This window comes from Pseudomonas sp. NFIX10 (assembly GCF_900111955.1).
GTDB classification, from domain to species: domain Bacteria; phylum Pseudomonadota; class Gammaproteobacteria; order Pseudomonadales; family Pseudomonadaceae; genus Aquipseudomonas; species Aquipseudomonas fluorescens_AA.
In genome coordinates, this window is sequence record NZ_FOKH01000010.1 from 90,772 (window position 1) to 115,863 (window position 25,092).

21 protein-coding genes are annotated in these 25,092 nt (G+C 56.8%); 12 read left to right on the plus strand and 9 right to left on the minus strand.

What is annotated here, in order from left to right:
- Positions 1-576 (minus strand): hypothetical protein, encoded by a 576-nt coding sequence (locus BM321_RS11575; RefSeq protein ID WP_092442613.1) that lies wholly within the window; start codon positions 574-576, stop codon positions 1-3.
- Positions 569-1,408 (minus strand): bis-aminopropyl spermidine synthase family protein, encoded by an 840-nt coding sequence (locus BM321_RS11580; RefSeq protein WP_092442614.1) that lies wholly within the window; start codon positions 1,406-1,408, stop codon positions 569-571. Before BM321_RS11580 ends, BM321_RS11575 begins: the two co-directional genes overlap by 8 nt.
- 403 nt (positions 1,409-1,811) lie before the next feature.
- Between BM321_RS11580 and BM321_RS11585 the strand changes: the two genes are divergently transcribed.
- Entirely contained in the window at positions 1,812-2,906 is a 1,095-nt protein-coding gene (locus BM321_RS11585) for a hypothetical protein (protein WP_092490780.1), read from the plus strand.
- 1,090 nt (positions 2,907-3,996) lie between these two features.
- Here the strand turns inward: BM321_RS11585 and gyrB are convergent.
- The 4 genes from gyrB to dnaA are packed head-to-tail and all read right to left on the minus strand — an operon-like array spanning position 3,997 to position 10,203.
- On the minus strand, positions 3,997-6,414 hold the full coding sequence (gene gyrB, locus BM321_RS11590) for a DNA topoisomerase (ATP-hydrolyzing) subunit B (RefSeq protein ID WP_072407669.1): 2,418 nt from the start codon (positions 6,412-6,414) through the stop codon (positions 3,997-3,999).
- A 5-nt stretch (positions 6,415-6,419) separates the two neighbouring features.
- Entirely contained in the window at positions 6,420-7,523 is a 1,104-nt protein-coding gene (gene recF, locus BM321_RS11595) for a DNA replication/repair protein RecF (protein WP_003196148.1), read from the minus strand.
- Positions 7,524-7,530: 7 nt separating this feature from the next.
- Positions 7,531-8,634, minus strand: coding sequence for a DNA polymerase III subunit beta (gene dnaN, locus BM321_RS11600; RefSeq protein ID WP_003196145.1), 1,104 nt, complete (start codon positions 8,632-8,634; stop codon positions 7,531-7,533).
- A gap of 39 nt (positions 8,635-8,673) precedes the next feature.
- Positions 8,674-10,203 carry a chromosomal replication initiator protein DnaA gene (dnaA, locus tag BM321_RS11605; protein ID WP_092257036.1) on the minus strand — a complete coding sequence of 510 codons (1,530 nt, stop codon included), beginning with the start codon at positions 10,201-10,203 and terminating at the stop codon, positions 8,674-8,676.
- Between the two features lie 567 nt (positions 10,204-10,770).
- On the opposite strand from dnaA, the gene rpmH reads away from it, so the two are divergent.
- The 5 genes from rpmH (at position 10,771) to mnmE (ending at position 14,696) form a co-directional block, all read left to right on the plus strand.
- Positions 10,771-10,905, plus strand: a complete 135-nt coding sequence (rpmH, locus tag BM321_RS11610) for a 50S ribosomal protein L34 (RefSeq protein ID WP_003213577.1) — start codon at positions 10,771-10,773, stop codon at positions 10,903-10,905.
- 16 nt (positions 10,906-10,921) lie between these two features.
- Positions 10,922-11,323, plus strand: a complete 402-nt coding sequence (gene rnpA / locus BM321_RS11615; protein ID WP_218130119.1) for a ribonuclease P protein component — start codon at positions 10,922-10,924, stop codon at positions 11,321-11,323.
- Entirely contained in the window at positions 11,316-11,561 is a 246-nt protein-coding gene (gene yidD / locus BM321_RS11620) for a membrane protein insertion efficiency factor YidD (RefSeq protein ID WP_010465488.1), read from the plus strand. The genes rnpA and yidD overlap by 8 nt, the downstream gene beginning before the upstream one ends.
- Positions 11,562-11,563: 2 nt before the next feature.
- Positions 11,564-13,246: a membrane protein insertase YidC gene (yidC, locus tag BM321_RS11625; protein WP_092442616.1), complete on the plus strand. Its 1,683-nt coding sequence runs from the start codon at positions 11,564-11,566 to the stop codon at positions 13,244-13,246.
- Between the two features lie 79 nt (positions 13,247-13,325).
- Complete coding sequence (gene mnmE, locus BM321_RS11630; RefSeq protein ID WP_092442617.1) at positions 13,326-14,696, plus strand: tRNA uridine-5-carboxymethylaminomethyl(34) synthesis GTPase MnmE; 1,371 nt, start codon at positions 13,326-13,328, stop codon at positions 14,694-14,696.
- Positions 14,697-14,730: 34 nt separating this feature from the next.
- Here the strand turns inward: mnmE and BM321_RS11635 are convergent, their stop codons facing one another.
- The 3 genes from BM321_RS11635 to BM321_RS11645 all read right to left on the minus strand — a co-directional run bounded on the left by BM321_RS11635 (position 14,731) and on the right by BM321_RS11645 (position 18,736).
- Entirely contained in the window at positions 14,731-17,166 is a 2,436-nt protein-coding gene (locus BM321_RS11635; protein WP_092442618.1) for a TonB-dependent siderophore receptor, read from the minus strand.
- A 119-nt stretch (positions 17,167-17,285) separates the two neighbouring features.
- Positions 17,286-18,230 carry a FecR domain-containing protein gene (locus BM321_RS11640; protein WP_092442619.1) on the minus strand — a complete coding sequence of 315 codons (945 nt, stop codon included), beginning with the start codon at positions 18,228-18,230 and terminating at the stop codon, positions 17,286-17,288.
- Entirely contained in the window at positions 18,230-18,736 is a 507-nt protein-coding gene (locus BM321_RS11645; RefSeq protein WP_092442620.1) for a sigma-70 family RNA polymerase sigma factor, read from the minus strand. The genes BM321_RS11640 and BM321_RS11645 overlap by 1 nt, the downstream gene beginning before the upstream one ends.
- A gap of 554 nt (positions 18,737-19,290) precedes the next feature.
- Between BM321_RS11645 and mnmG the strand changes: the two genes are divergently transcribed.
- The 6 genes from mnmG to atpB all read left to right on the plus strand — a co-directional run bounded on the left by mnmG (position 19,291) and on the right by atpB (position 24,970).
- Entirely contained in the window at positions 19,291-21,189 is a 1,899-nt protein-coding gene (gene mnmG, locus BM321_RS11650; RefSeq protein WP_092442621.1) for a tRNA uridine-5-carboxymethylaminomethyl(34) synthesis enzyme MnmG, read from the plus strand.
- A gap of 5 nt (positions 21,190-21,194) precedes the next feature.
- Positions 21,195-21,830, plus strand: a complete 636-nt coding sequence (gene rsmG / locus BM321_RS11655) for a 16S rRNA (guanine(527)-N(7))-methyltransferase RsmG (protein WP_175534921.1) — start codon at positions 21,195-21,197, stop codon at positions 21,828-21,830.
- Between the two features lie 18 nt (positions 21,831-21,848).
- Positions 21,849-22,646 carry a ParA family protein gene (locus BM321_RS11660; RefSeq protein WP_092333833.1) on the plus strand — a complete coding sequence of 266 codons (798 nt, stop codon included), beginning with the start codon at positions 21,849-21,851 and terminating at the stop codon, positions 22,644-22,646.
- 9 nt (positions 22,647-22,655) lie between these two features.
- Positions 22,656-23,528, plus strand: coding sequence for a ParB/RepB/Spo0J family partition protein (locus BM321_RS11665; protein WP_092333831.1), 873 nt, complete (start codon positions 22,656-22,658; stop codon positions 23,526-23,528).
- 148 nt (positions 23,529-23,676) lie between these two features.
- Positions 23,677-24,084 (plus strand): F0F1 ATP synthase subunit I, encoded by a 408-nt coding sequence (locus BM321_RS11670; RefSeq protein WP_053126821.1) that lies wholly within the window; start codon positions 23,677-23,679, stop codon positions 24,082-24,084.
- 16 nt (positions 24,085-24,100) lie between these two features.
- A complete protein-coding gene (gene atpB, locus BM321_RS11675) occupies positions 24,101-24,970 on the plus strand; it encodes a F0F1 ATP synthase subunit A (RefSeq protein WP_039593180.1) in 870 nt (289 codons plus the stop codon).
- Positions 24,971-25,092: the final 122 nt, after the last annotated feature.

Genomic DNA, 25,092 nt, shown 5'->3' on the forward strand with positions numbered 1-25,092 from the left:
TCAGTTCTTTAGGAACACTGCGAAAGGTGGCTTCACTCTAGCTATCAGGCCTATCCGCTTAACGATCCGCTCCTCAGGCGGTGGAGGGACATGAGGTTCGTGATAGATAAGACAGCCCTTGTCGTTTTGACCTTTCAAGTATTCCGAGGCGACTTTCCCTCGAGATTGTCCTAAGCCCACCTCGAAATCGTTCAGATTGACTTCGAACTCGTCGAGCCGTAGCTCATCAAGGACAAGTGCAAAACGGGAGCCACGAACTTCAATGCCTTTTGGTACGGCTTCCCAGTCAACGCCATCCTCAGAATAGTGGGTTGCGGCAACTGGAGGCGCGGCGTGCTTGGAGTTCATCTCGTTCATGATGATGAGCAGGTGTTTCCCCTCTTCCTGCATCGACTTTCCGAATGGCTGTACCATCGTCCGGGGATGGCATGAACTGCCCCCATAGCCCCAAAAGATTGAACCGGCTTCTTCAAACTCCCGGCGCTTTCTTCGCACGATGTCTTCGAGGCTCTCTGATGCGTGCAGTCCGACCTTCATAAAGATCAGGCCTTGACCATTCTCAAGCGGATTAGACATCCGGAACCTCCTTGTAGTGTTCAAGTGAATAGCGCTGGTCGGCCTCTCGATTGACATTGAGGCTTGGCGTCTCGCGTACATATTTATAGATGAGCGGGTTGTTCTTACCGTAGAAATTGCTGAGTCGATTAGCTGATAACTTTTCCGAACCCTTCTCCATCAGGCCGGGGACCACCCGCCGAAATAGGCAAGAGCAAGAGCGCAAATCGGGGGCATCATCCAAGTGGTAGAGATGAAGCTGAGGTAGCATTTCCGATACGACATACCCCAATTCGATAGCTCTTTTTTGCGTATCCCTCAACACCTCCTGAGTCCAGGGAAGGTCTGGGTCATCAGCAATTACTACGATACCCAACCCTTTTGCGTTTGTAGCTTGACTGCCTCGCTCCAGAAACGCTGTGACACTTTGGCCGGCGTTACTTGCTCCCCATGGGGGATTGATGTGAAAACCGTCATAGGCCCCGAAGTGCTCTGGCGGAAGGGGGTCAGCGACGTTGTACAGGTGAGCAGTGATTTCGATCTTGGGTGCCAGTTTTTCGCCGAATCGCAGCACTGAATTGACGATGCGCTCGTCGAAATCGAGCAGAGTGATTGAGGATGGGCCGTAATCGATTACATCTTGGGCCTTCAGGTGTGCCGCTGAAAGAGCGATTCCGTCCCCATCTCCCACGAATACGACTTTCTTTCCATTGAACACTCGGGCGACGTATTCAGCCTGGATAACCATGTCGGCCACTTTCATGTAGATCTGGTCGAACTCGCGCAAGGGGGCGGGTCGGTTCATCACCACGTCTGAGATACTGTTGATCGCGTTCCTTAAATCGAATTTCACTCTCCACCTCCCTGTCCTGTTGGCTGGTCCCTAGCGGCAAAGAGCGATATTGGTGGCTAAGGGCTATCTACGAGCATAGTCCTGGATCAAACTTGAGTGGAAGGTGTGTTGGTCGGTATTTCACGTTTTCCATAGCTTTTGCGGCTGCCGGCGTACGCCGGGTGTCCGTACCGCACGACGTGATGGGACTCGAACGACATCAATCTCTAGGGTGCTCTCTGCTCGCTGCTTTGAATATTGTTGACTCTCACACAATAACCGTGATTTCGTGTTGACCATGGAGGCTAATTGCCACCATCTAGAAAGTGATGAAAATTTCCAACTCGGGTTGTCGATTAGCCACCCCATATGCCTTCCAATTAGAAATCGACCAAAATATCCAGCTGAGCGAATTCACAAGACAATGAACATCGACGAAATCATTAAGTATTCTAATGAATTAAACCCAAAGAGCCGTAAGAGATTTGTCGAAAATTTCGTAATACTACTTGATCAAATTGAAAGCTCTGTAATGCTGCGTGGACCTTACAGGCTCGTTTTAGATTCAAATATTATTATGCGACTGGAGGATTATCGACAAGGAAAAATTAACGAGGGGGTTCTTTCGATACTTTTAGTCTTCATACTAATAAAAAAACTTCCTCACCACATCGACTTAGTTATCAGGCCGAGCGTTTTCTACGAATATCTAAGACTAAGAAATGTTAAAAGCACACGGGAGCACTGGGAAAAGTTTAAGGAACTGAAGTCCATTATAGAAGATGAGCTCGGTTCGGTTTTATTTTTTGACGGGATCGAAACATATTCCGGAGCTGAGTATTATCTAAACCTGATCCAGAACGATGCAGATAAAATAACAAAAACACTGCATTCTTATGAGCGAAGAGACTGGCGCTTCAACTTTTTCCAACCCCCGGGGTGCGGTTTCGCCGGAATACCAGCGAAAAATGGAGAATTCATCATCGTTCCACCCGTTTTTGCAGCTGAAGGGTTGTACGAGAAAATCGAACTAGAATACTTTGACAAGCGTACAGCTAGCAGTTTTTTTATAGAACATATCGAGAAAAAAATCGCTGAATGCAAACTCAACGATCAGCAAATTATTGCCCACTACGGAGCCGATAGGAAATATCTACTTACCAAAGTGCTAAAGCTTACCGCCAAGGGTAATTTGGAAGGGTTGGCAGATTTAGACATATTGTCCATATGCAATGTGCAGACACAATTTATCAATCAAAGCCACGGGCGCTACGTACCGGCTTCCATCGGCCTCTCTATAGATAGCAATCTTGCTAACGCACTTAGTTTTTACAGTTCAATTAGGCTAACGTCCCCAAAGATGGGAGGCAGCGAGCAAGATATTGACGACAATATGGCTGAGATGGAAGCCTTTATCCATGATCAAAGTCGAGTTAGAGAGGGCGAAGAACGCTTTAAACAAGCAATTCAATCTAGCCGAGAATTTCTCAGGGAGCTGTCTTCAAAAATATCTGCTTAGTAATTTTGCAACTCATGCTTTGGGTAGGTAGTTAACCGATTTTTTCATCAGTAACCCGCGGTGGTTAACAGCTAAAAAAGCCAGTTTACAGCCAATCATGGTGGTGCGCTCCGGGCATTGAATAAGATGTCTCAGGCGCACCCCGTTCCACTAGGTACCGGCAAAAAACAGCTACTGGAAATTCTCCCTACGGAAACTGTATGCATGTACAGACTGGTTGCATAACCACTGACGTGAAGATACCATCACTCTTGGTGGTAAAGCATCGCCCATAAATTATGGAGTAGCCCATGTCATCACCTCTTACAGCCACTCATGAAATCAGGTACCTGGACGAAATCAAAGGTCTTTTCGTTATTGATTTTGATTGTCACCAGTGACCAGGCATCAAATGCTTGGCAGCTCACGCTTTTTTAAATTTCGATAACCTGAACTCCGTACTGTCAACCTTTCACGACGCCTGCTATATGCAGGGGACGAAGAATTTAACAAATACTCTAAACCGATTTTTTTAATTCCGCCCCCCTATAAAAACACGCCTAATTAACCGAGAAATACTAAGCCAGACAGAAACCAAAATCCACAAAAAACAGCACAAAAATAACTAACGCCCCTTGCCCTCATAACACCAAAACATAATACAAACAGCCAACAAAATTGCAGTTACAGTATTAACTCCACCCGTTATGCTTTAATATGATTCTACTAGTTAGCTCGGAGCTATTAAAAGTAAATACGTATCCATCCTATAGATAAACGAAAAGTTAATACGTATTATTTATACTAGAGAAACTGTTTATCCTCCCAATGAAAGTCCTCGACTGGACACTAAGCCGCCTGATGATTTCTGCGATGTCGTTAGCACCTTATCTTTATTGGTAGTAGTGACTCCTAGTGCATCCCCAACTCTGGTAAGTAGTTTCATAAATTTGTGAAAGACGTAGGTTCTTCTGAGAGTCAAACAAGTCTCTACAAAATTTATGCAAAAAAAAGCCAGCGCTCTGCGCTGGCCTCCAGCAGACCCACCGATATGGTGGACTTGACTCATTTATTTGTGATTTTTTGCATCTATTTTGTGAGCCGACAAGGATCAGAAATCCAGGTTGGACACCGCCAACGCATTGCTCTCGATGAAGTCACGACGAGGCTCGACCGCATCACCCATCAGGGTGTTGAAGATCTGGTCCGCGCCAATGGCGTCTTCGATGGTGACTTTCAGCATCCGGCGCGAGCTTGGGTCCATGGTGGTTTCCCACAGCTGATCCGGGTTCATTTCACCCAGACCTTTGTATCGCTGGATGGTGTGGCGCTTGGTGCTTTCGGCCATCAGCCATTCAAGGGCTTCCTTGAACTCGGTCACGGCTTTCTTGCGCTCACCCCGTTGGATGTACGCACCTTCGTCCAGCAGCGTGCTCAGTTGCGCGCCAAGGGATACGACGGTCTTGTAGTCGTTGCTGCCGAAGAAGTCGCGGTTGAAGGTGACGTAGTTCGACAGGCCGTGGGAGATCAGTTCGACCTCCGGCAGCCAGACGTTACGCTCACGGTCTTCGCGCAGGCTGGCTTTGTAGACCAGGCCGGATTTCTCGACGGTGCGCAGGCGTACTTCGTACTGGGCCAGCCAATCCTGCATCGCTGCGTGATCGGACAGTTGCTCCAGGCTCACGGCAGGCAGGTAGATGAAGTGCTCGGTCAGTTCCTGTGGGTACAGGCGCGACAGGCGCTTGAGGGTCTTCATCACCAGGCGGAAGTCGTTGACCAGGCGCTCGAGGGCTTCACCGGAAATACCGGGGGCGTCTTCGTTCAAGTGCAGGCTCGCGTCTTCCAGGGCCGACTGCGTCATGTACTCTTCCATGGCGTCGTCGTCTTTGATGTATTGCTCTTGCTTGCCTTTCTTGACCTTGTACAGCGGCGGCTGGGCGATGTAGATGTAGCCGCGCTCGATCAGCTCCGGCAACTGACGGAAGAAGAACGTCAGCAGCAGGGTGCGGATGTGCGAACCGTCGACGTCAGCATCGGTCATGATGATGATGTTGTGATAGCGCAACTTGTCGATGTTGTACTCTTCGCGGCCAATGCCGCAGCCCAGCGCGGTGATCAAGGTGCCGACTTCCTGGGAGGAAATCATCTTGTCGAAGCGCGCCTTCTCGACGTTGAGGATCTTACCCTTGAGCGGCAGGATGGCCTGGGTGCGACGGTTGCGGCCCTGCTTGGCGGAACCGCCAGCAGAGTCACCTTCCACCAGGTACAGCTCGGACAGGGCAGGGTCCTTTTCCTGGCAGTCGGCCAGTTTGCCCGGCAGGCCGGCGATGTCTAGCGCGCCTTTGCGGCGAGTCATCTCACGGGCCTTGCGCGCGGCCTCACGGGCACGGGCGGCGTCGATCATCTTGCCGACCACCAGCTTGGCTTCGTTCGGGTTTTCCAGCAGGAAGTCGGAGAAGTACTTGCCCATTTCCTGTTCGACCGCGGTCTTCACTTCGGAAGACACCAGCTTGTCTTTAGTCTGGGAGCTGAACTTCGGATCCGGCACCTTCACCGAAATGATCGCCGTCAGGCCTTCGCGGGCATCGTCACCGGTCGTGGCGACTTTATGCTTCTTCGCCAGGCCTTCCTGTTCGATGTAGTTGTTCAGGTTACGGGTCAGCGCCGAACGGAAGCCCACCAGGTGGGTACCGCCATCGCGCTGCGGAATGTTGTTGGTGAAGCACAACAGGTTCTCGTTGAAGCTGTCGTTCCACTGCAGGGCAATTTCCACGCCGATGCCGTCTTCACGCTGGATGTTGAAGTGGAACACCTGGTTGACCGGGGTCTTGTTGGTGTTCAGGTACTCAACGAACGCACGCAGGCCACCTTCGTACTTGAACAGCTCTTCCTTGCCGCTGCGCTCGTCCTTGAGGACGATGCCGACACCAGAGTTGAGGAAGGACAGTTCGCGAATCCGCTTGGCCAGGATGTCCCAGCTGAAGTGGATGTTCTTGAAGGTTTCGCTCGACGCCTTGAAGTGGATCTGGGTGCCGGTGGACTCGCTGTCACCAACGATCGCCATGGGTGCCTGAGGCACGCCATGGACGTAGGTCTGTTCCCAGATCTTGCCACTGCGGCGCACCGTGAGCACAAGCTGTTCGGACAGCGCGTTCACCACCGATACACCTACGCCGTGCAGACCGCCGGAGACCTTGTAGGAGTTATCGTCGAACTTACCGCCGGCGTGGAGGACGGTCATGATGACCTCGGCGGCGGAAACGCCTTCCTCTTTGTGCACGTCTACTGGGATGCCACGGCCGTTGTCGCGAACGGTGATGGACTCATCCGGGTGGATGATGATGCTGATGTCGTCGCAATGGCCGGCGAGGGCTTCGTCGATGGAGTTGTCGACCACCTCGAACACCATGTGGTGCAGACCGCTGCCATCGTCGGTGTCACCAATGTACATACCGGGACGTTTGCGTACGGCATCCAGGCCTTTCAGCACTTTAATGCTCGTTGAGTCGTACGTATTTTCTTCGCTCAATGCCTTCACTCCCGATGGTCGTGGGTCTGGGTGATACGGCCCTGTTCCACGTGGAACAGAGCGACTGGCGTTTCCGTCTGCCAGCCTTCCCTCAATAATTCGTGGTCTACACAGGTGATGAACACCTGGCAGCGTAAGTCTTCCAGCAAGCGGCACAACGCGCGGCGGTGGGCTTCGTCCAGCTCGGACGGCAAGTCATCCACCAGATAAATACACTGACCGCGCCGGGCCTGGCTGACCAGATGCCCCTGGGCGATACGCAAGGCACACACCACTAACTTCTGCTGGCCCCGGGACAAGATGTCCGCGGCGTTATGTGCGCCCAATCTGAGGCGCAAGTCAGCGCGTTGTGGTCCAGCCTGGGTATGGCCCATCTGCTGGTCCCGCTGCAGCGAGCCAGCCAGCACGGTGCTCAGTTCCCGGTCCTTGTCCCAGCCTCGGTAATAGCTGAGCGTCAGGCCCTCAAGCTCAACCAGTTCGCTCAAGGTCTGCTCGAAGACCGGTTTCAAGGCTTTGATGTAAGCGCGGCGGTATTCATCGATTTCAGCGCTGGCCTGGCACAGTTCCCTGTCCCAAACCGCTTGCGAAACGGCGTCAAGTGTACCATGTCGCAGCCAAGAGTTTCGCTGGCGCAGCGCCTTCTGCAGGCGTTGCCAAGTCGTCATGAAGCGCGGTTCTACGTGAAACACGCCCCAGTCGAGAAATTGCCGGCGAATCTTCGGCGCGCCTTCCAAAAGGCGGAAGCTGTCCGGGTTGATCAGTTGCAACGGCAGGATCTCAGCCAGCTGTGCAGCGCTGCGGGCGTTCTGCCCATCGATGCGGATCTGGAATTCCCCTTGCCGGTCCCGCGAGATCCCCAGGGCGCTATGGCCACCTTCCGCCAGTTCAACCTGCCCGAACACCGTGCACGCCAGTTGATCGTACTGGATGACCGGTAGCAGACGGGTGCTGCGGAACGAACGGGCAAGCCCCAGCAGGTGCACGGCCTCCAGCACGCTGGTTTTGCCGCTGCCGTTGGCGCCGTAAAGGATATTGATGCGGGGGGAGGGGGAGAAGGTCACCGGGTGCAGATTGCGCACCGCGGTGACCGAGACGCGACTTAAGGACATTTAGCGACTACAGACGCATCGGCATGACAACGTAGGCCGAATCGTCGTTATCGGACTCTTGCACCAGCGCACTGCTGTTGGAGTCAGACAGGATCAGACGCACTTGCTCGGTGGTCATCACGCCCAGCACGTCGAGCAGGTAGCTGACGTTGAAGCCGATTTCCAGGGAGCCGCCGTTGTACTCAACGCCTACTTCTTCTTCCGCTTCTTCCTGCTCCGGGTTGTTCGCCTGGATCTTCAACTGCCCGTTGGCCAGTTGCAGACGAATGCCGCGGTACTTCTCGTTGGACAGGATTGCGGTACGGCTGAAGGCTTCGCGCAGGGCCTGGCGATCGCCCAGGACCAGCTTGTCACCGCCTTTTGGCAGCACGCGCTCGTAATCTGGGAACTTGCCGTCCACCAGCTTCGACGTGAAGGTGAACTCACCGGTGGTAGCGCGGATGTGGTGTTGGCCCAACACGATGCTGACGTTGCCGTCGGGCTCGGTCAGCAGGCGGGCCAGCTCCAGGATGCCTTTACGCGGCACGATCACTTGGTGGCGATCCGGCTGACCGATATCGGCCTGCATCGAGCACATGGCCAGGCGGTGACCGTCGGTGGCGACGGCGCGGATAACGCCGGCCGACACTTCCAGAAGCATGCCATTGAGGTAATAACGCACGTCCTGCTGGGCCATGGCGAAACTGGTGCGTTCGATCAGGCGACGCAATTTGCTCTGGTCCAAGCTGCAGGTCAGCGAGCCCGGGCCTTCTTCGACGGTCGGGAAATCGTTGGCGGGCAGTGTGGACAAGGTAAAGCGGCTGCGACCGGCCTTGACCACGAGCTTCTGCTCATCGACCTTGATGTCGATCAGCGCGTCGTTGGGCAGGCTCTTGCAGATGTCCATCAGCTTGCGTGCCGGCACGGTGATGGAACCCGGATCGGCCGGCTCCTCAAGTTGCACACGACCGACCAGCTCGACTTCCAGGTCGGTACCGGTCAGCGACAATTGCTGGCCTTCGACAACCAGCAGCACGTTGGAAAGTACCGGCAAGGTCTGGCGGCGTTCGACGACGCCTGCGACCAGTTGCAGGGGTTTCAACAGGGCTTCGCGTTGAATGGTGAAATGCATGGTCTAGTCCCTTGCCTTAATAAGCTGCGCTGGTGGTCATCAAGTGGTCAGTGTACGCAGCAGGTTCTTGTAGTCCTCGCGGATGTCCGCGTCGGATTCCTTAAGTTCGTTGATCTTGCGGCACGCGTGCAGCACGGTGGTGTGGTCGCGTCCGCCAAACACATCGCCGATTTCCGGCAGGCTGTGGTTGGTCAGTTCCTTGGACAGGGCCATGGCCACCTGACGCGGACGTGCTACCGAACGTGAACGGCGTTTGGACAGCAGGTCGGATATCTTGATTTTGTAGTATTCAGCAACCGTTCGCTGAATGTTATCCACAGAAACCAATTTGTCCTGGAGCGCCAACAGGTCCTTCAAGGATTCGCGAATCAGCTCGATGGTGATGTCGCGGCCCATGAAGTGCGAATGGGCGATGACCCGCTTGAGGGCACCTTCGAGTTCACGCACGTTCGAGCGGATACGCTGAGCGATGAAGAATGCCGCGTCGTGAGGCAGCTCGACCTTGGCCTGGTCGGCCTTCTTCATCAGGATCGCGACCCGGGTCTCCAGCTCCGGCGGCTCGACGGCCACCGTCAGGCCCCAGCCGAAACGCGACTTGAGGCGTTCCTCGAGGCCTTCGATCTCTTTCGGGTAGCGGTCACTGGTGAGAATGACCTGCTGCCCGCCTTCAAGCAATGCGTTGAAGGTGTGGAAAAACTCTTCCTGGGAACGCTCCTTGCGGGCGAAGAACTGAATGTCGTCGATCAGCAAGGCGTCCACCGAACGGTAGAAGCGCTTGAACTCGTTGATGGCGTTCAGTTGCAGCGCCTTGACCATGTCGGCCACGAACCGCTCGGAATGCAGGTACACGACCTTGGCATTCGGGTTCTTCTTTAATAGATGGTTGCCCACGGCGTGCATCAAGTGGGTCTTACCCAAGCCGACGCCGCCATAAAGGAAAAGCGGGTTGTAACCGTGCTTGGGGTTGTCCGCGACCTGCCAGGCCGCCGCGCGGGCCAGTTGGTTGGACTTACCTTCGACGAAATTCTCGAAGGTAAAGGTCCGGTTCAGGTAGCTGGTGTGCTTGAGCGCGCCTTCGACCTGGACGGTGCGCTGTTCGGCCCGCACCGGAGCCTGCTGGGAGCTGGCACCGGCCATGGGGTCGAAGCTGTCCCGGGAAGGCTCTTCGCTGACTTCGGCGACTTTTTGCGTGTTGCGTTTGCTCGGGGCAGGCGCGGGCGCCGGGGCGGCGTGGTTGTTCACCGGGGCCGGGGCAGCAGCCTGCTGGGCTTGTGACGCCGCGGCGGCCAGCGGCGCATTGGGCGCGGCGCGGGGTGCCGAACTGCGTTTGCTGCCTATTAATAAGGACAACGCAGGCGCCATGCCATTACCGTGCTCGTCGAGCAGTTCCATGACCCGGCCCAGGTACTTTTCGTTGACCCAGTCGAGAACGAAACGGTTCGGTGCATAGACACGCAACTCGTCGCCTTCGGCTTCGACCTGTAGTGGACGGATCCAAGTGTTGAATTGTTGGGCAGGCAGCTCATCGCGCAAAAGCTCCACGCACTGCTGCCAAAGTTCCACTGACACGGATATCCCCTAAGTTGAAAGCCGGTGAGGCAAAAACAAGCGGCCATTGTAGCGAGCGGACGTGCACTTATCCACACGCAGGTTGCTCATTGCCCATGATTTATCAATGCGTTAACCGAGAGAAAGACGACCGACGGTCGGTGGATAAGCTCTGTGGATAACCGAGCCTGAGGTCGTTGCACAAGTGGGGGCGAAACTCGGTGGATAACCGCCCTGTGGATAACAGGCCATTCCACCCACAGCTTATCCGACAGCGCAGCACAGGCTTGCCACTGCTTTCCCCTGTAGTTGTCATTCTCTGTACATGGCGGATTACAAGGCCTTGGCATGGTTATCCACAGACAGGTGGCAACCTTGCTTTTATAAGCTTTACAGAAAAGCTTTAAATAATTCCCTTCTTTATTTCTATATCTAGCGCGGTGTGATGAATCCGCCGAAAGGGGCTGGATATCTATTTAAAGGAAACGCTGGTTGGAAATTGACCTAGAGGCTTGCTTTCTCTAGAATCCCCGGTCTCTTAAAACGGGGGCCATTCCGGCCCGTTGTGGACGAACCAGGTAACACGACATGAAACGTACTTTCCAACCAAGCACTATCAAACGCGCTCGTACCCACGGTTTCCGTGCTCGCATGGCTACCAAGAACGGTCGTGCCGTCCTGTCGCGTCGTCGCGCCAAAGGTCGTGCGCGTCTGGCAGTTTGATAATCCGGCACTGGAGGTGAGTCAGGACTTCAGTCGGGAAAAGCGTCTGCTTACACCCCGGCATTTCAAGGCAGTCTTTGACTCCCCTACCGGCAAGGTTCCGGGGAAAAATCTCCTGCTCCTTGCGCGCAACAACGATCTCGATCACCCCCGACTAGGGCTGGTTATCGGGAAAAAGAGCGTCAAGCTCTCCGTTGAGCGCAATCGCCTCAAACGTCTGATGCGCGAATCGTTTCGCCTGAACCAGGATTCACTGGTTGGATGGGACATCGTTATCGTCGCGCGCAAAGGTTTGGGTGACGTAGAAAACCCCGAATTGATTCAGCATTTCGGCAAGCTCTGGAAACGTCTGGCGCGCAACAAGCCAGTACCGGCAGTCAACACCGAAACTGTAGGGGTAGACAGTCCCGATGCGTAAACTGGCACTCGTTCCGATCCAGTTTTATCGCTATGCCATTAGTCCTTTGATGGCCAGTCACTGTCGTTTCTACCCCAGTTGTTCCTGCTACGCGTACGAAGCCATAGAAAATCATGGCCTCCTGCGCGGTGGCTGGCTGACCTTTCGTCGTTTAGGTCGCTGTCATCCGTGGAATCCCGGCGGTTATGACCCGGTTCCGCCTATCCCTACCTCCCGTTCTTCTTCGATGGCCGAGTAATCATGGATATCAAACGCACGATCCTGATCGTCGCCCTGGCAATCGTGTCCTACGTCATGGTCCTTAAGTGGAACCAGGACTATGGCCAGGCTGCCCTGCCGACTCAGAATGTTGCAGCCAGCAATACCGCACCGAGCCTGCCGGATGCTCCCGTTGGCAACAACGCTGCCAGCAATGACGACATCCCACGCGCGGCAAGCGATACCAGCGCGCCTGCCGAAGCCCCTGTGGCCGCAAGCAAAGATCTCATCCAGGTCAAGACGGACGTGCTCGAGCTGGCAATCGATCCACAAGGTGGTGACGTCGCCCAGCTGAAGCTGCCGCTGTACCCGCGTCGCCAGGATCATCCGGACATCCCGTTCCAGTTGTTCGACAACGGTAACGAGCGCACCTATCTGGCCCAAAGTGGCCTGATTGGTAACAATGGCCCGGATTCGAACCCGGCCGGTCGCCCGGTCTACTCTGCCGAGAAGAAGACTTATCAACTGGCTGACGGTCAGGACCAATTGGTCGTGGACCTGAAGTTCAGCAAGGACGGTGTCAACTACATCAAGCGTTTCACCCTGAAACGTGGCCTGTATGACGTCACCGTCTCTTACCTGATCGACAACCAGAGCGCCCAGCCTTGGTCCGGTGCGATGTTCGCGCAACTCAAGCGTGACGCCAGCGACGATCCTTCCTCCAGCACCGCCACCGGCACCGCGACTTACCTGGGCGCCGCCCTGTGGACAAGTTCGGAGCCGTACAAGAAAGTGTCCATGAAGGACATGGACAAGGGTCAGCTCAAGGAAACCGTACAAGGTGGCTGGGTTGCCTGGCTGCAGCACTATTTTGTAACAGCCTGGATCCCGCAGAAGGGCGACAGCAACGTTGTCCAGACGCGTAAAGACAGCAAGGGCAACTTCATCATCGGTTACACCGGCCCGACATTGACTGCCGCGCCAGGTGCGAAAGTCGAAACCAGCGCCATCCTGTATGCCGGCCCGAAAAGCCAGGCGGTGCTGAAACAGTTGTCCCCAGGCCTGGAACTGACCGTGGACTACGGTTTCCTGTGGTTCATTGCCCAGCCGATCTTCTGGCTGCTGCAACATATCCACAGCATCGTCGGTAACTGGGGCTGGTCGATCATTTTCCTGACCATGCTGATCAAGGGGATCTTCTTCCCATTGTCGGCCGCCAGCTACAAATCCATGGCACGCATGCGTGCAGTGGCGCCGAAACTGGCCGCCCTGAAAGAACAGCATGGCGATGACCGGCAGAAAATGTCCCAGGCCATGATGGAGCTGTACAAGAAAGAGAAGATCAACCCGCTGGGTGGATGCTTGCCGATTCTTGTGCAGATGCCAGTGTTCCTGTCGCTGTACTGGGTGTTGCTGGAAAGCGTGGAGATGCGTCAGGCACCGTTCATGCTGTGGATTACCGACCTGTCGATCAAGGATCCGTTCTTCATCCTGCCGATCATCATGGGCGCCACCATGTTCATCCAGCAGCAACTGAACCCGACGCCTCCGGACCCGATGCAGGCGAAGGTCATGAAAATGATGCCAATCATCTTCACCTTCTTCTTCCTGTGGTTCCCGGCGGGTCTTGTGCTGTACTGGGTTGTGAACAACGTGTTGTCCATCACTCAGCAGTGGTACATCACGCGTAAGATCGAAGCGGCGACTAAAAAAGCCGAGGCGTAACTTGCTCTGTGGATAACCACACAAAACGCCCCCTAGTGGGGCGTTTTGCTATCTGCCATTTTTGTCTGGATACCGGTTTATGAGCGCACCGCGTGAAACCATTGCCGCCGTTGCCACCGCCCAAGGTCGCGGCGGTGTCGGCATCGTCCGTATTTCGGGGCCCTTGGCCAGTGCCGCGGCCAAGGCTATCAGCGGTCGTGAACTCAAGCCGCGGTTCGCGCATTACGGCCCGTTTTTCAGTGATGACCAGCAGGTGCTCGACGAAGGGCTGGCCTTGTATTTCCCCGGGCCGAATTCGTTCACCGGCGAAGATGTGCTGGAACTGCAAGGCCACGGTGGCCCGATCGTGTTGGACATGCTGCTCAAGCGCTGCCTGGAATTGGGTTGTCGACTGGCCCGGCCGGGGGAATTCAGCGAGCGGGCGTTCCTCAACGACAAGCTCGACCTGGCCCAGGCTGAAGCAATTGCCGATTTGATCGAAGCCAGTTCTGCACAGGCTGCGCGCAACGCGTTACGTTCCCTGCAGGGAGCGTTTTCCCAGCGTGTGCATAACCTCACCGAACAATTGATCGGCCTGCGGATCTACGTCGAGGCTGCGATCGACTTCCCGGAAGAGGAAATCGACTTCCTCGCCGATGGCCACGTGCTGAGCATGCTCGATAAAGTGCGCGACGAGTTATCCACAGTACTGCGCGAAGCCGGGCAGGGTGCCTTGTTGCGCGATGGGATGACCGTGGTGATCGCTGGACGACCGAATGCCGGCAAATCCAGCCTGTTGAATGCCCTGGCCGGCCGCGAGGCGGCGATCGTCACCGAGATCGCCGGCACCACCCGGGATATCCTCCGCGAACATATCCACATTGACGGCATGCCGCTGCACGTGGTGGATACGGCCGGTTTGCGCGACACCGAGGACCAAGTGGAAAAGATCGGCGTCGAACGCGCACTCAAGGCCATCGGTGAAGCCGACCGGGTATTGCTGGTGGTGGATGCCACCGCACCGGAAGCAGACGATCCCTTTGCCTTGTGGCCTGAGTTCCTCGAGGTCCGCCCGGATCCGGCGAAAGTCACCCTGATTCGCAACAAGGCCGACCTGACTGGGGAGTCGATTGCCCTGGAAGTCAGCGCTGACGGGCACGTGACCATCAGCCTGAGCGCGAAGTCGGCGGGTGAAGGCCTGGAGCTGCTACGCGAGCACCTCAAGGCCTGCATGGGCTATGAGCAGACCTCGGAAAGCAGTTTCAGCGCTCGCCGGCGGCATCTGGAAGCGTTGCGCCATGCCAGTGCCGCCCTGGAGCACGGTCGCGTTCAACTGACTTTGGCCGGTGCCGGCGAACTGCTCGCCGAAGACCTGCGCCAGGCCCAGCATGCATTGGGCGAAATCACCGGCGCTTTCAGCTCTGATGATTTGCTGGGGCGTATCTTTTCCAGCTTCTGCATCGGCAAATGAAAAGGGCTGTGGACAATTTATCCACAGCCCTTTTTTACCAGTTATAGGAGACCGTGCCGAGCAGCGTTCGATCTTCCCCCCAGTAGCAGCGCCCCGCATCGTTGCATCCCGACACATATTCCTTGTCGAACAGGTTTTTTGCATTCAGGTCGACGCTCCAATGGGTGTCGATCTGGTAGCCAATGGCGGCGTCCACCAGGGTGACGTCGCCGGCATCGAGTTTTCCATACAGGGTGGGCGAGGTGTAGGCGAATGCACTGTCGAAATAGCGCACGCCACCTGCCACATACAGGCCCTTCAGGTCACTTTCGAGGAAGCGGTATTTCGCCCAGACAGACGCCTGGTTTCGTGGCACGCCGGTCATCTGGTGTCCTTTTACCAAAGAGGTCGCCGCATCCTTGGTGACCCGGGCATCGGTGTAGGTGTAGGCGGCCGTGACATTCAGACTGGGCGTGAGATTGCTATTGAGCTCCAGCTCCACGCCTTTGGCGCGGCTTTCACCCACCTGGCGATAGGTGGACGTGGTGGCGTCAAAGTACGTGTCGTCCTTCTTGCGCAAATCGTAGACGGAAGCGGTGAAGGCAGTGTCCCAGCCATTGGGCTCGTACTTGAGGCCGACTTCGTACTGGCTGCTGGTAATCGGTTCGAGGGGGGTGCCAGCGTTGGAAATCTGCTGCACCGGGACGAACGCCGTCGAGTAACTGACGTAAGGCGTCATGCCGTTGTCGAACTGGTACATCAGCCCACCCTGGTAGGTGAATTTCTTGTCCTTTGAGCTGAGGTTCCCTGCGCTGGCGACCTTGTCACGGAAATCGCTGTCGACCCAATCCTGGCGCCCGCCAAGCAGGAACAACCAACGGTCGTACTTGCTTTGCAGCTGTGTATAAACCCCTTTCATCTGTTGTTCGAGCAGGGTGTTTTGCACGGCAATCGGCGTCTGTGGATCGCCGATGTACACAGGATCGTAGATATCCACAGGCCCTACGAATCCGGCGTTCCAATCCTGATTGAACGAGGTGCGGTCATAACTGGCACCGAACAACAGGGTATTTTCCAGGCCACCGACTTTGAATTTGCCCTCCAACTGGTTATCCAGGGAATACACCATCGATTTGTTGAAACGGTCATAAGCGGTGACGTTCACGCGGCGACCGAAGCCGCCATTGTTCAAATTGCCGGGCCAGGTTTCGTGGCGGGTGATGCGTGACTGCAGGTAGCGCGAATTCTGGCGGAACTGCCAATCGTCATTGAAGCTGTGACTGTATTCGTAGCCGGTGCTCCAGGTTTCTCGCTCGAATGTGTTCCAGTCCGGATCGCCGAGCATGGTGTCCTTGGGTAACTGACCGTTCGGATTGCTCAGCAGCGTACCGGCGGCCGGCAGCCCGAGCTCCATGTTGGTGTGGTCCTTCTGATAGTTGGCCAGCAGGGTCAGCGTGTTGAAATCATCGAAATCAAGCGTCAGGGACGGCGCGATGTAGAGGCGGTCGTCCGGTACATGGTCGGTCTGGGTATCCGCGTTACGGCCCAACATCACGATCCGGCCCTGGATGTTGTCGTTCTCGGCGAGCGGTCCGGAGACATCCACACCCAGTTGGCGTCGGTTGTGGGAGCCGTAGCCCAGCTGGACTTCGCCTTGTGGCACGGCAGTCGGGCGCTTGCTGACGAGATTGACCAGGCCACCCGGCGCGTTCTCACCGTAAAGCAGCGAGGAAGGCCCGCGGAACACCTCGACCCGCTCCAGGCCGTACGGCTCCGAACTGGTGTCGTAGCGATTACCCTGGACTCTCAAGCCGTCGCGCAGCAGACCATAGCCGTAATCCGTGGCGTTGAACCCACGAATGTAGAACAGGTCCCCGGCCAGGCTGTCGCCGGCGGCGAAAGGCGGGGCAAAGATTCCAGGGACATAACCCAAGACATCGGTCAGGGTCTGGGACTTCTGGTCTTTCATGCGCTGGCCGGTGACCACCGATACCGAGCGCGGCGTTTCCGACAAAGGCGTGCTGGTTTTCGTGCCGATCCGGCTGTTTTTCGCCTTGTAGCCCACATCAGCGCTGTAATCCAGGTCCATCGGGTTGGCCGCCGACGCATTGATGCTCGTGGGCGCCAATTCGATCGAGGCGTTCGCCGGCAACGCGAACAGGGTATAGCTGCCAGGTGCCTGAGCCACGGCCTGGAGTCCCGAGCCTTGCAACAATTGCGCGAATCCCTGTTCAACGGAGTAGTCGCCGGTCAATCCCGGGCTACGCATCTGGCCGGTCTGTTGAGGAGAGAATGAGAGAATGACATTGGCCGTCGCGGCGAACTGGCTCAGGACGTTGTCCAGCGAGCCGGCGGCAATGGCGTAATGTTGCGTGGCGGTGCTGGCAAAAGCGTTGGAGGCGATCAGCAGGCCGCTTGCGGCCCCCGTCATCAACAGGCTATAGGCGATGCAATGCTGGGATAAACGTTGACGAAACGTAGGAAGGCGCATGAGTGGGTAAGCCCTGGAGGTTGGCAAAGAGCCGCGTTATCGCGATTACCTGAAGGGCCGGATCAGCACAAAAAAAGATAACCCTGTGGCCTGTTTATTTTCTTTTCTGCGGGTTTTTCTCAATCCACCCGTGTGATCGATACCCAATACCGGGTGAAATACCGAACCTGAATGGGTAACGACGCCTGGAGGTTGGCCAACACGGCATCCGTGGAATCCAGGCGTAACGTACCGGACACGCGCAGATGCCGTGCCCGCTCCTGACATTGCAGAACACCGGGGCGATAACGCCCCAGCTCGTCAATGACGTCGCCTAGGGGCGTATCGAGGACGATGAGCTGGCCGTTCACCCACGCCGCCTGCGAGGACGGGTAGGCGTGGATGGGCCCCATGCCCTGACCGTTGAAATCAGCTTGCTCACCGGCTTTCAGGATACCGGCGCTGCCCAGGGCCCCACCTGGCGCCACGCTGACCCGATCCTCCAGCACGCCCACCCGGGTCGCGTCGGACAGTTGGCGTACGGTGAATCGCGTGCCCAGCGCCTGGATGCGACCATCACCGGTCTCGACGAAAAAGGGCCGCGCGTCCTGGCGCTTGCCGGTCTGGACCAGGATTTCCCCGCTGAACAACCGGATCAATCGTCGATCGGCGTCGAACGAAACATCGATGGCTGTCTCGGTGTTGAGATGAACCCGGCTACCGTCCGCCAGATCGAGGGTGCGACGCTGACCCACTGCCGTTTTGTAATCGGCCCAGACCGAGGTCAACCGCGTGTGCTCCTGGAGATTCCACCCCACATAACCCGTGCCGGCCAGCAGCAACAGCAGCTTGAGCATTTGCCGCCGGTATTGTCCGGCGCTCAATGCACGACGTGAAAGGGCCTGAGGCAACGTACCGAGATGGCGTTGCAACTGTTCGATCTGCTGCCACGCGGCCTGGTGGGCAGGGTCGCTGTCGAGCCAATCCTGCCAAGCCTGGCGCTCGGCGTGCGTAGGGGATTGGTCCTGGAACTGCACGTACCAGCTGGCAGCCGTTTCGAAGACTTTGCGATCCGGGGCCGGCATCAGCGTTCGGCCATGACCAGTGCGCATTCGGTGAGTGCGCGCACCATGTGTTTTTTCACAGTGGTCAGGGAAACCTTCAATTGCAGGGCGATCTGTTGATAAGTCAGCCCATCGATCTGCGACAGCATGAAAATTCTCTGGGTCCGTGCGCCCAATCCCCCCAAGGCTTTATCCACAGCGACCAGCGTCTCGATGATCAATGCCTTGTCTTCTTCACTGATAGCAGTGGCTTCGGGGCGCGCTGAAAGGGATTCCAGATAGGCCGCTTCGATAGCGTGCCTTCTATAGCGATCAATCACCAAGCCTCGGGCGACCGTGGCCAGGTAATCCCGCGGTTCGCGAATCTGCACGGCATTGCGTGCTCCGAGGATCCGCACAAAGGTGTCATGCGCAACATCAGCGGCATCGCAAGCGTTATGCAACTTGCCCTTGAGCCACCCGTACAGCCACGAGTGATGTTGCTCATAAATTTGCTCGATGGCAGAGGTGTGGGAAGACAGAGGCATAGTGGGAGGAGGCGTTAATGATAATAGCTATTATTAGCCTCTGTTACGTTTTCTCACAATAGCCCTTTCGCCTCGTTCAAGCTTTCAGTCGTAGCCGAGTGCAACGCTCTTCACAAGGTGCTCGAAAAGCACGATTAAGCCCTGTGAATAACTGCCCCTGAGCTCCGTTGATAACCCCCCTTGAAAACCGAGGATAATCCCCTCTGTGGATAACTACCCCATTCATCCACAGGCTTACACCGGTTATCCAACCCCCTCCTGAGCACATGACCACAGCCTTTAGGATCTTTGTACACATTGAATTTAAAGGCTTGCAGAGGTTTATCCACAGAAAGGGTGGTGTATAAGAATAAACATAAAAACAAAGGTTTTATAAATTTCTTTCTTTTTTATTTTTTTAACCGCGAGTTCTCCACAGCTGGTTAAATTTTGTGCAAAGGGTTCTTTGGAAAGGCCGAAGTCCCTATACTTGCCGACCTGGCTCGAAAAACGCCCAGGGCCAGACTCAAAACCTATTTCCGAATTACCTGAATAAAGCAGGCACGAGGTGCGTGGTGGATTTCCCTTCCCGTTTTGAAGTGATCGTCATCGGCGGCGGTCATGCCGGTACCGAGGCAGCACTTGCATCAGCGCGCATGGGGGCAAAAACCCTGTTGCTGACGCATAACGTGGAAACCCTCGGCGCCATGAGTTGCAACCCTGCCATTGGTGGCATTGGCAAAAGCCACCTGGTCAAGGAGATCGACGCCCTTGGGGGCGCGATGGCCGTGGCCACCGATAAGGGTGGCATCCAGTTTCGCGTATTGAACAGCCGCAAAGGCCCCGCCGTTCGCGCGACTCGCGCCCAGGCCGACCGAATCCTGTACAAGGCCGCTGTCCGTGAAATCCTGGAAAACCAGCCGAACCTGTGGATATTTCAACAAGCGGCCGATGACCTGATCGTCGAACAGGATCAGGTACGCGGTGTCGTGACGCAGATGGGCCTGCGTTTCTTCGCCGATTCCGTGGTGTTGACCACCGGAACATTCCTCGGTGGACTTATCCACATTGGTTTGCAGAACTTTTCCGGCGGTCGCGCTGGTGATCCGCCGTCGATCGCTCTGGCTCACCGTTTGCGTGAGCTGCCACTGCGTGTCGGGCGCTTGAAAACCGGTACGCCACCGCGTATCGACGGTCGGTCTGTGGATTTCTCGGTGATGGCCGAGCAGCCTGGCGATACGCCGATCCCGGTCATGTCGTTCATGGGCAACAAGGAACAGCATCCACGGCAAGTCAGTTGCTGGATCACCCACACCAATGCCCGCACCCATGAAATCATTGCGGCGAACCTCGATCGTTCGCCGATGTATTCCGCTGCCGGTGAAATCGAAGGCATCGGCCCGCGTTATTGCCCGTCGATCGAAGACAAGATCCATCGCTTTGCCGACAAGGAAAGCCACCAGGTCTTCATCGAGCCGGAAGGCCTGACCACACACGAGCTGTACCCGAACGGGATCTCCACCTCCCTGCCGTTCGATGTGCAGCTGCAGATCGTGCAATCGATTCGCGGCATGGAAAACGCCCATATCGTTCGCCCCGGCTACGCCATCGAATATGACTATTTCGATCCGCGTGACCTGAAGTACAGCCTGGAAACCAAAGTCATCGGCGGCCTGTTCTTCGCCGGGCAGATCAACGGCACCACCGGTTACGAAGAGGCCGGCGCCCAAGGGTTGTTGGCTGGTGCCAACGCGGCACTGCGGGCCCAGGGCAAAGACAGCTGGTGCCCGCGCCGCGATGAGGCCTACATCGGTGTGCTGGTGGACGACCTGATTACCCTGGGTACCCAGGAACCGTATCGGATGTTCACCTCCCGCGCCGAATATCGCCTGATCCTGCGTGAAGACAACGCCGACCTGCGCCTGACCGAGAAAGGTCGCGAGCTGGGTCTGGTGGATGACGTGCGCTGGGCCGCGTTCTGCACGAAACGCGAGCGTATCGAGCTGGAAGAGCAACGCCTGAAAAGCACCTGGGTTCGCCCCGGTACCGAGCAGGGCGATGCCATCGCGGCGAAATTCGGCACGCCGCTGACCCACGAATACAACCTGCTCAACCTCTTGAGCCGTCCGGAAATCGATTACGCCGGGCTGGTGGAAGTGACCGGCCAGGGCGCGGAAGATCCGCAGGTGGCCGAACAGGTCGAGATCAAGACCAAGTACGCCGGTTACATCGACCGCCAGCAGGATGAAATCGCCCGCCTGCGCGCCAGCGAAGACACCAAGCTGCCTGTGGATATCGATTACACCGGCATTTCCGGGTTGTCGAAAGAAATCCAGAGCAAGCTCGGTGCGACCCGCCCAGAGACCCTGGGCCAGGCCTCGCGCATTCCCGGCGTCACGCCCGCGGCGATTTCCCTGTTGATGATTCATTTGAAAAAACGCGGCGCGGGCCGCCAGTTGGAGCAAAGCGCTTGAGTTCGATGGTCACCTCGCAACACGCTGAAGAGTTATCCACAGGTGCCCGTGAACTCGGCGTCAGCCTGAGCGAAGCCCAGCATGCGCAATTGCTGGGTTATCTGGCGCTGTTGATCAAATGGAACAAGGCCTACAACCTGACCGCCGTGCGCGATCCGGATGAAATGGTCTCGCGGCATTTGCTCGACAGCCTCAGCGTCATGTCCTTCATCGAAAACGGTCGGTGGCTGGACGTTGGCAGTGGCGGTGGCATGCCGGGCATCCCCCTGGCGATCCTGTTTCCCCACTCGCAAGTGACCTGCCTGGACAGCAACGGCAAGAAAACCCGCTTCCTGACCCAGGTCAAACTCGAACTCAAACTGGATAACCTGCAAGTTATCCACAGCCGCGTTGAAGCGTTCCAGCCTGCCGAGCCGTTCAACGGGATCATTTCCCGGGCGTTCAGCAGCATGGAGAACTTCAGCAACTGGACTCGCCACCTGGGCGACGCCGATACGCGCTGGCTGGCAATGAAGGGCGTTCATCCGGCCGATGAGCTGGTAGCATTGCCGGCAGACTTCCACCTCGATAGCGAACACGCCTTGGCCGTACCCGGTTGCCAAGGCCAACGCCATCTGCTGATACTGCGCCGCACGGCATGATTGGGAACACAAGCAAGAATGGCTAAGGTATTCGCGATAGCGAACCAGAAAGGTGGTGTGGGCAAGACCACCACCTGCATCAACCTCGCAGCATCCCTGGTCGCGACCAAGCGCCGGGTGCTGTTGATCGATCTCGATCCACAGGGCAACGCCACCATGGGCAGCGGTGTGGATAAACATGGCCTGGAAAACTCCATCTACGACGTCCTGATCGGCGAATGCGATCTGGGCCAGGCCATGCACTTTTCCGAACATGGCGGTTATCAACTGCTGCCGGCCAACCGTGACCTGACGGCGGCCGAAGTGGTGCTGCTGGAAATGCAGATGAAGGAAAGCCGCCTGCGCAGCGCCTTGGCGCCGATCCGGGAAAACTACGACTACATCCTGATCGACTGCCCGCCGTCGCTGTCGATGCTGACCCTCAACGCCCTGGTGGCCGCCGATGGAGTCATTATCCCCATGCAGTGCGAGTACTTCGCCCTGGAAGGGTTGAGCGACCTTGTGGATAACATCAAGCGCATCGCCGAACTGTTGAACCCGGACCTGAAGGTCGAAGGCCTGTTGCGGACCATGTACGACCCGCGCCTGAGCCTGATGAACGATGTCTCGGCCCAGCTCAAGGAACATTTCGGCGAGCAGCTCTACGACACCGTCATTCCCCGTAACATCCGTCTGGCCGAAGCGCCGAGCTATGGCATGCCGGCCCTGGCCTACGACAAACAATCCCGTGGTGCGCTGGCTTACCTGGCCCTGGCGGGCGAGATGGTTCGTCGTCAGCGCCGCACCCCACGCACCGCTGCAGCCCAGCCAACTTAAGGAAACCCCATGGCCGTCAAGAAACGAGGTCTCGGACGTGGACTGGATGCACTGCTCAGCGGTCCGACTGTCAGCTCGCTGGAAGAACAGGCCGTACAGGCCGACCAGCGCGAGCTGCAGCACTTGCCCCTGGACCTGATCCAGCGCGGCAAATACCAGCCGCGCCGGGACATGGACCCGCAGGCGCTGGAAGAATTGGCCCAATCGATCAGGAGCCAAGGCGTGATGCAGCCGATCGTGGTCCGGCCGATCGCCAATGGACGCTTCGAGATCATCGCCGGCGAACGTCGTTGGCGCGCCAGCCAGCAGGCCGGCCAGGAAACCATCCCGGCGATGGTCCGCGATGTGCCGGATGAAACCGCCATCGCCATGGCGCTGATCGAGAACATCCAGCGTGAAGACCTCAACCCGATCGAGGAAGCCGTGGCCCTGCAACGCTTGCAGCAGGAGTTCCAGTTGACCCAACAACAGGTTGCCGAGGCGGTGGGCAAGTCTCGCGTGACCGTGGCCAACCTGCTGCGCCTGATTGCGTTGCCGGAAGTCATCAAGACCATGCTGTCCCATGGCGACCTGGAAATGGGTCATGCCCGGGCATTGCTCGGTTTGCCGGAAAATCAACAGGTTGAAGGGGCGCGACACGTTGTCGCACGCGGTCTCACCGTGCGCCAAACCGAGGCACTGGTTCGCCAGTGGCTCAGTGGCAAACCGGCACCTGTCGAGGCTCCCAAGACCGATCCGGATATCGCCCGCCTCGAACAACGCCTGGCCGAGCGCCTGGGCTCTGCGGTGCAGATTCGCCACGGAAAGAAGGGCAAGGGCCAATTGGTGATCGGTTATAACTCCCTCGATGAGTTGCAAGGTGTCCTTGCACACATTCGCTGAAACAATTGCTCTTGTAGCGCGCAGTCGGAAATCACTACCTGACAGTTGAATAGGGGCAGAACCGCCCCTATACTCTGCGCGCATTTTGTCGGCACAAATTATGCCAAGTTATTGAATTATGGCGGCCGACTATTGGAGAGCAAAAGCGATGGAAACCCGCACGCCAAACCGCTTGCCGTTCCATCGTCTGGCAGTTTTCCCGGTTCTGATGGCTCAATTCACCGTCGTACTGATCGCCACATTGGCGCTCTGGCAATGGAAAGGAGTCGTCGCCGGATACTCAGGCCTTTGCGGAGGCCTGATAGCCTTGCTTCCCAATATTTACTTCGCTCACAGGGCCTTTCGGTTTTCCGGCGCCCGAGCAGCCCAGGCTATCGTCCGGTCTTTTTATGCCGGCGAGGCGGGGAAACTGATTTTGACGGCAGTGCTGTTTGCACTGACGTTCGCAGGTGTGAAGCCATTGGCGCCGCTGGCTGTATTCGGCGTCTTCGTGCTGACCCAACTGGTCAGCTGGTTCGCTCCCCTGCTAATGAGAACAAGACTTTCGAGACCTTAGGGCGTTTGAGGCAACCATGGCAGAGACAACCGCTTCGGGCTATATCCAGCACCACTTGCAGAACCTGACCTTCGGTCAGCTACCCAACGGCGGCTGGGGCTTCGCCCACACCGCAGCAGAAGCCAAGGAAATGGGCTTCTGGGCTTTCCACGTCGATACCCTCGGCTGGTCGGTCGCACTGGGCCTGATTTTCGTTCTTCTTTTCCGCATGGCGGCCAAGAAGGCGACCTCCGGTCAGCCAGGTGCACTGCAGAACTTCGTTGAAGTACTGGTCGAATTCGTCGATGGCAGCGTGAAAGACAGCTTCCATGGCCGCAGCCCGGTGATCGCGCCGCTGGCACTGACCATCTTCGTCTGGGTGTTCCTGATGAACGCCATCGACCTGGTACCGGTCGACTGGATTCCTCAGCTGGCCATCCTGATCTCCGGCGATGCACACATCCCCTTCCGCGCCGTGTCGACCACCGACCCGAACGCGACCCTAGGCATGGCGTTCTCGGTTTTCGCACTGATCATTTTCTATAGCATCAAGGTCAAGGGCATCGGCGGCTTCATCGGCGAACTGACCCTGCACCCGTTCGGCAGCAAGAACATCCTCGTTCAGGCCCTGCTGATTCCGGTGAACTTCCTGCTGGAATTCGTGACCCTGATCGCCAAGCCGATTTCTCTGGCACTGCGTCTGTTCGGCAACATGTATGCCGGCGAACTGGTGTTCATCCTGATCGCTGTGATGTTCGGCAGCGGCCTGCTCTGGCTCAGCGGCCTGGGTGTAGTTCTGCAGTGGGCGTGGGCAGTGTTCCACATCCTGATCATCACCCTGCAGGCGTTCATCTTCATGATGCTGACCATCGTCTACCTGTCGATGGCGCACGAAGAAAACCATTAAGGCCAGTCTCGACTAGTCTGATGTCCTTCCCGATCAAACGGGAAGGAGCCCGAACCGGGCTGAGAAACGATTTGTTTTACCGCTTTAATCTAAAAAACCTAAACCATACGACGTAAAAGTCG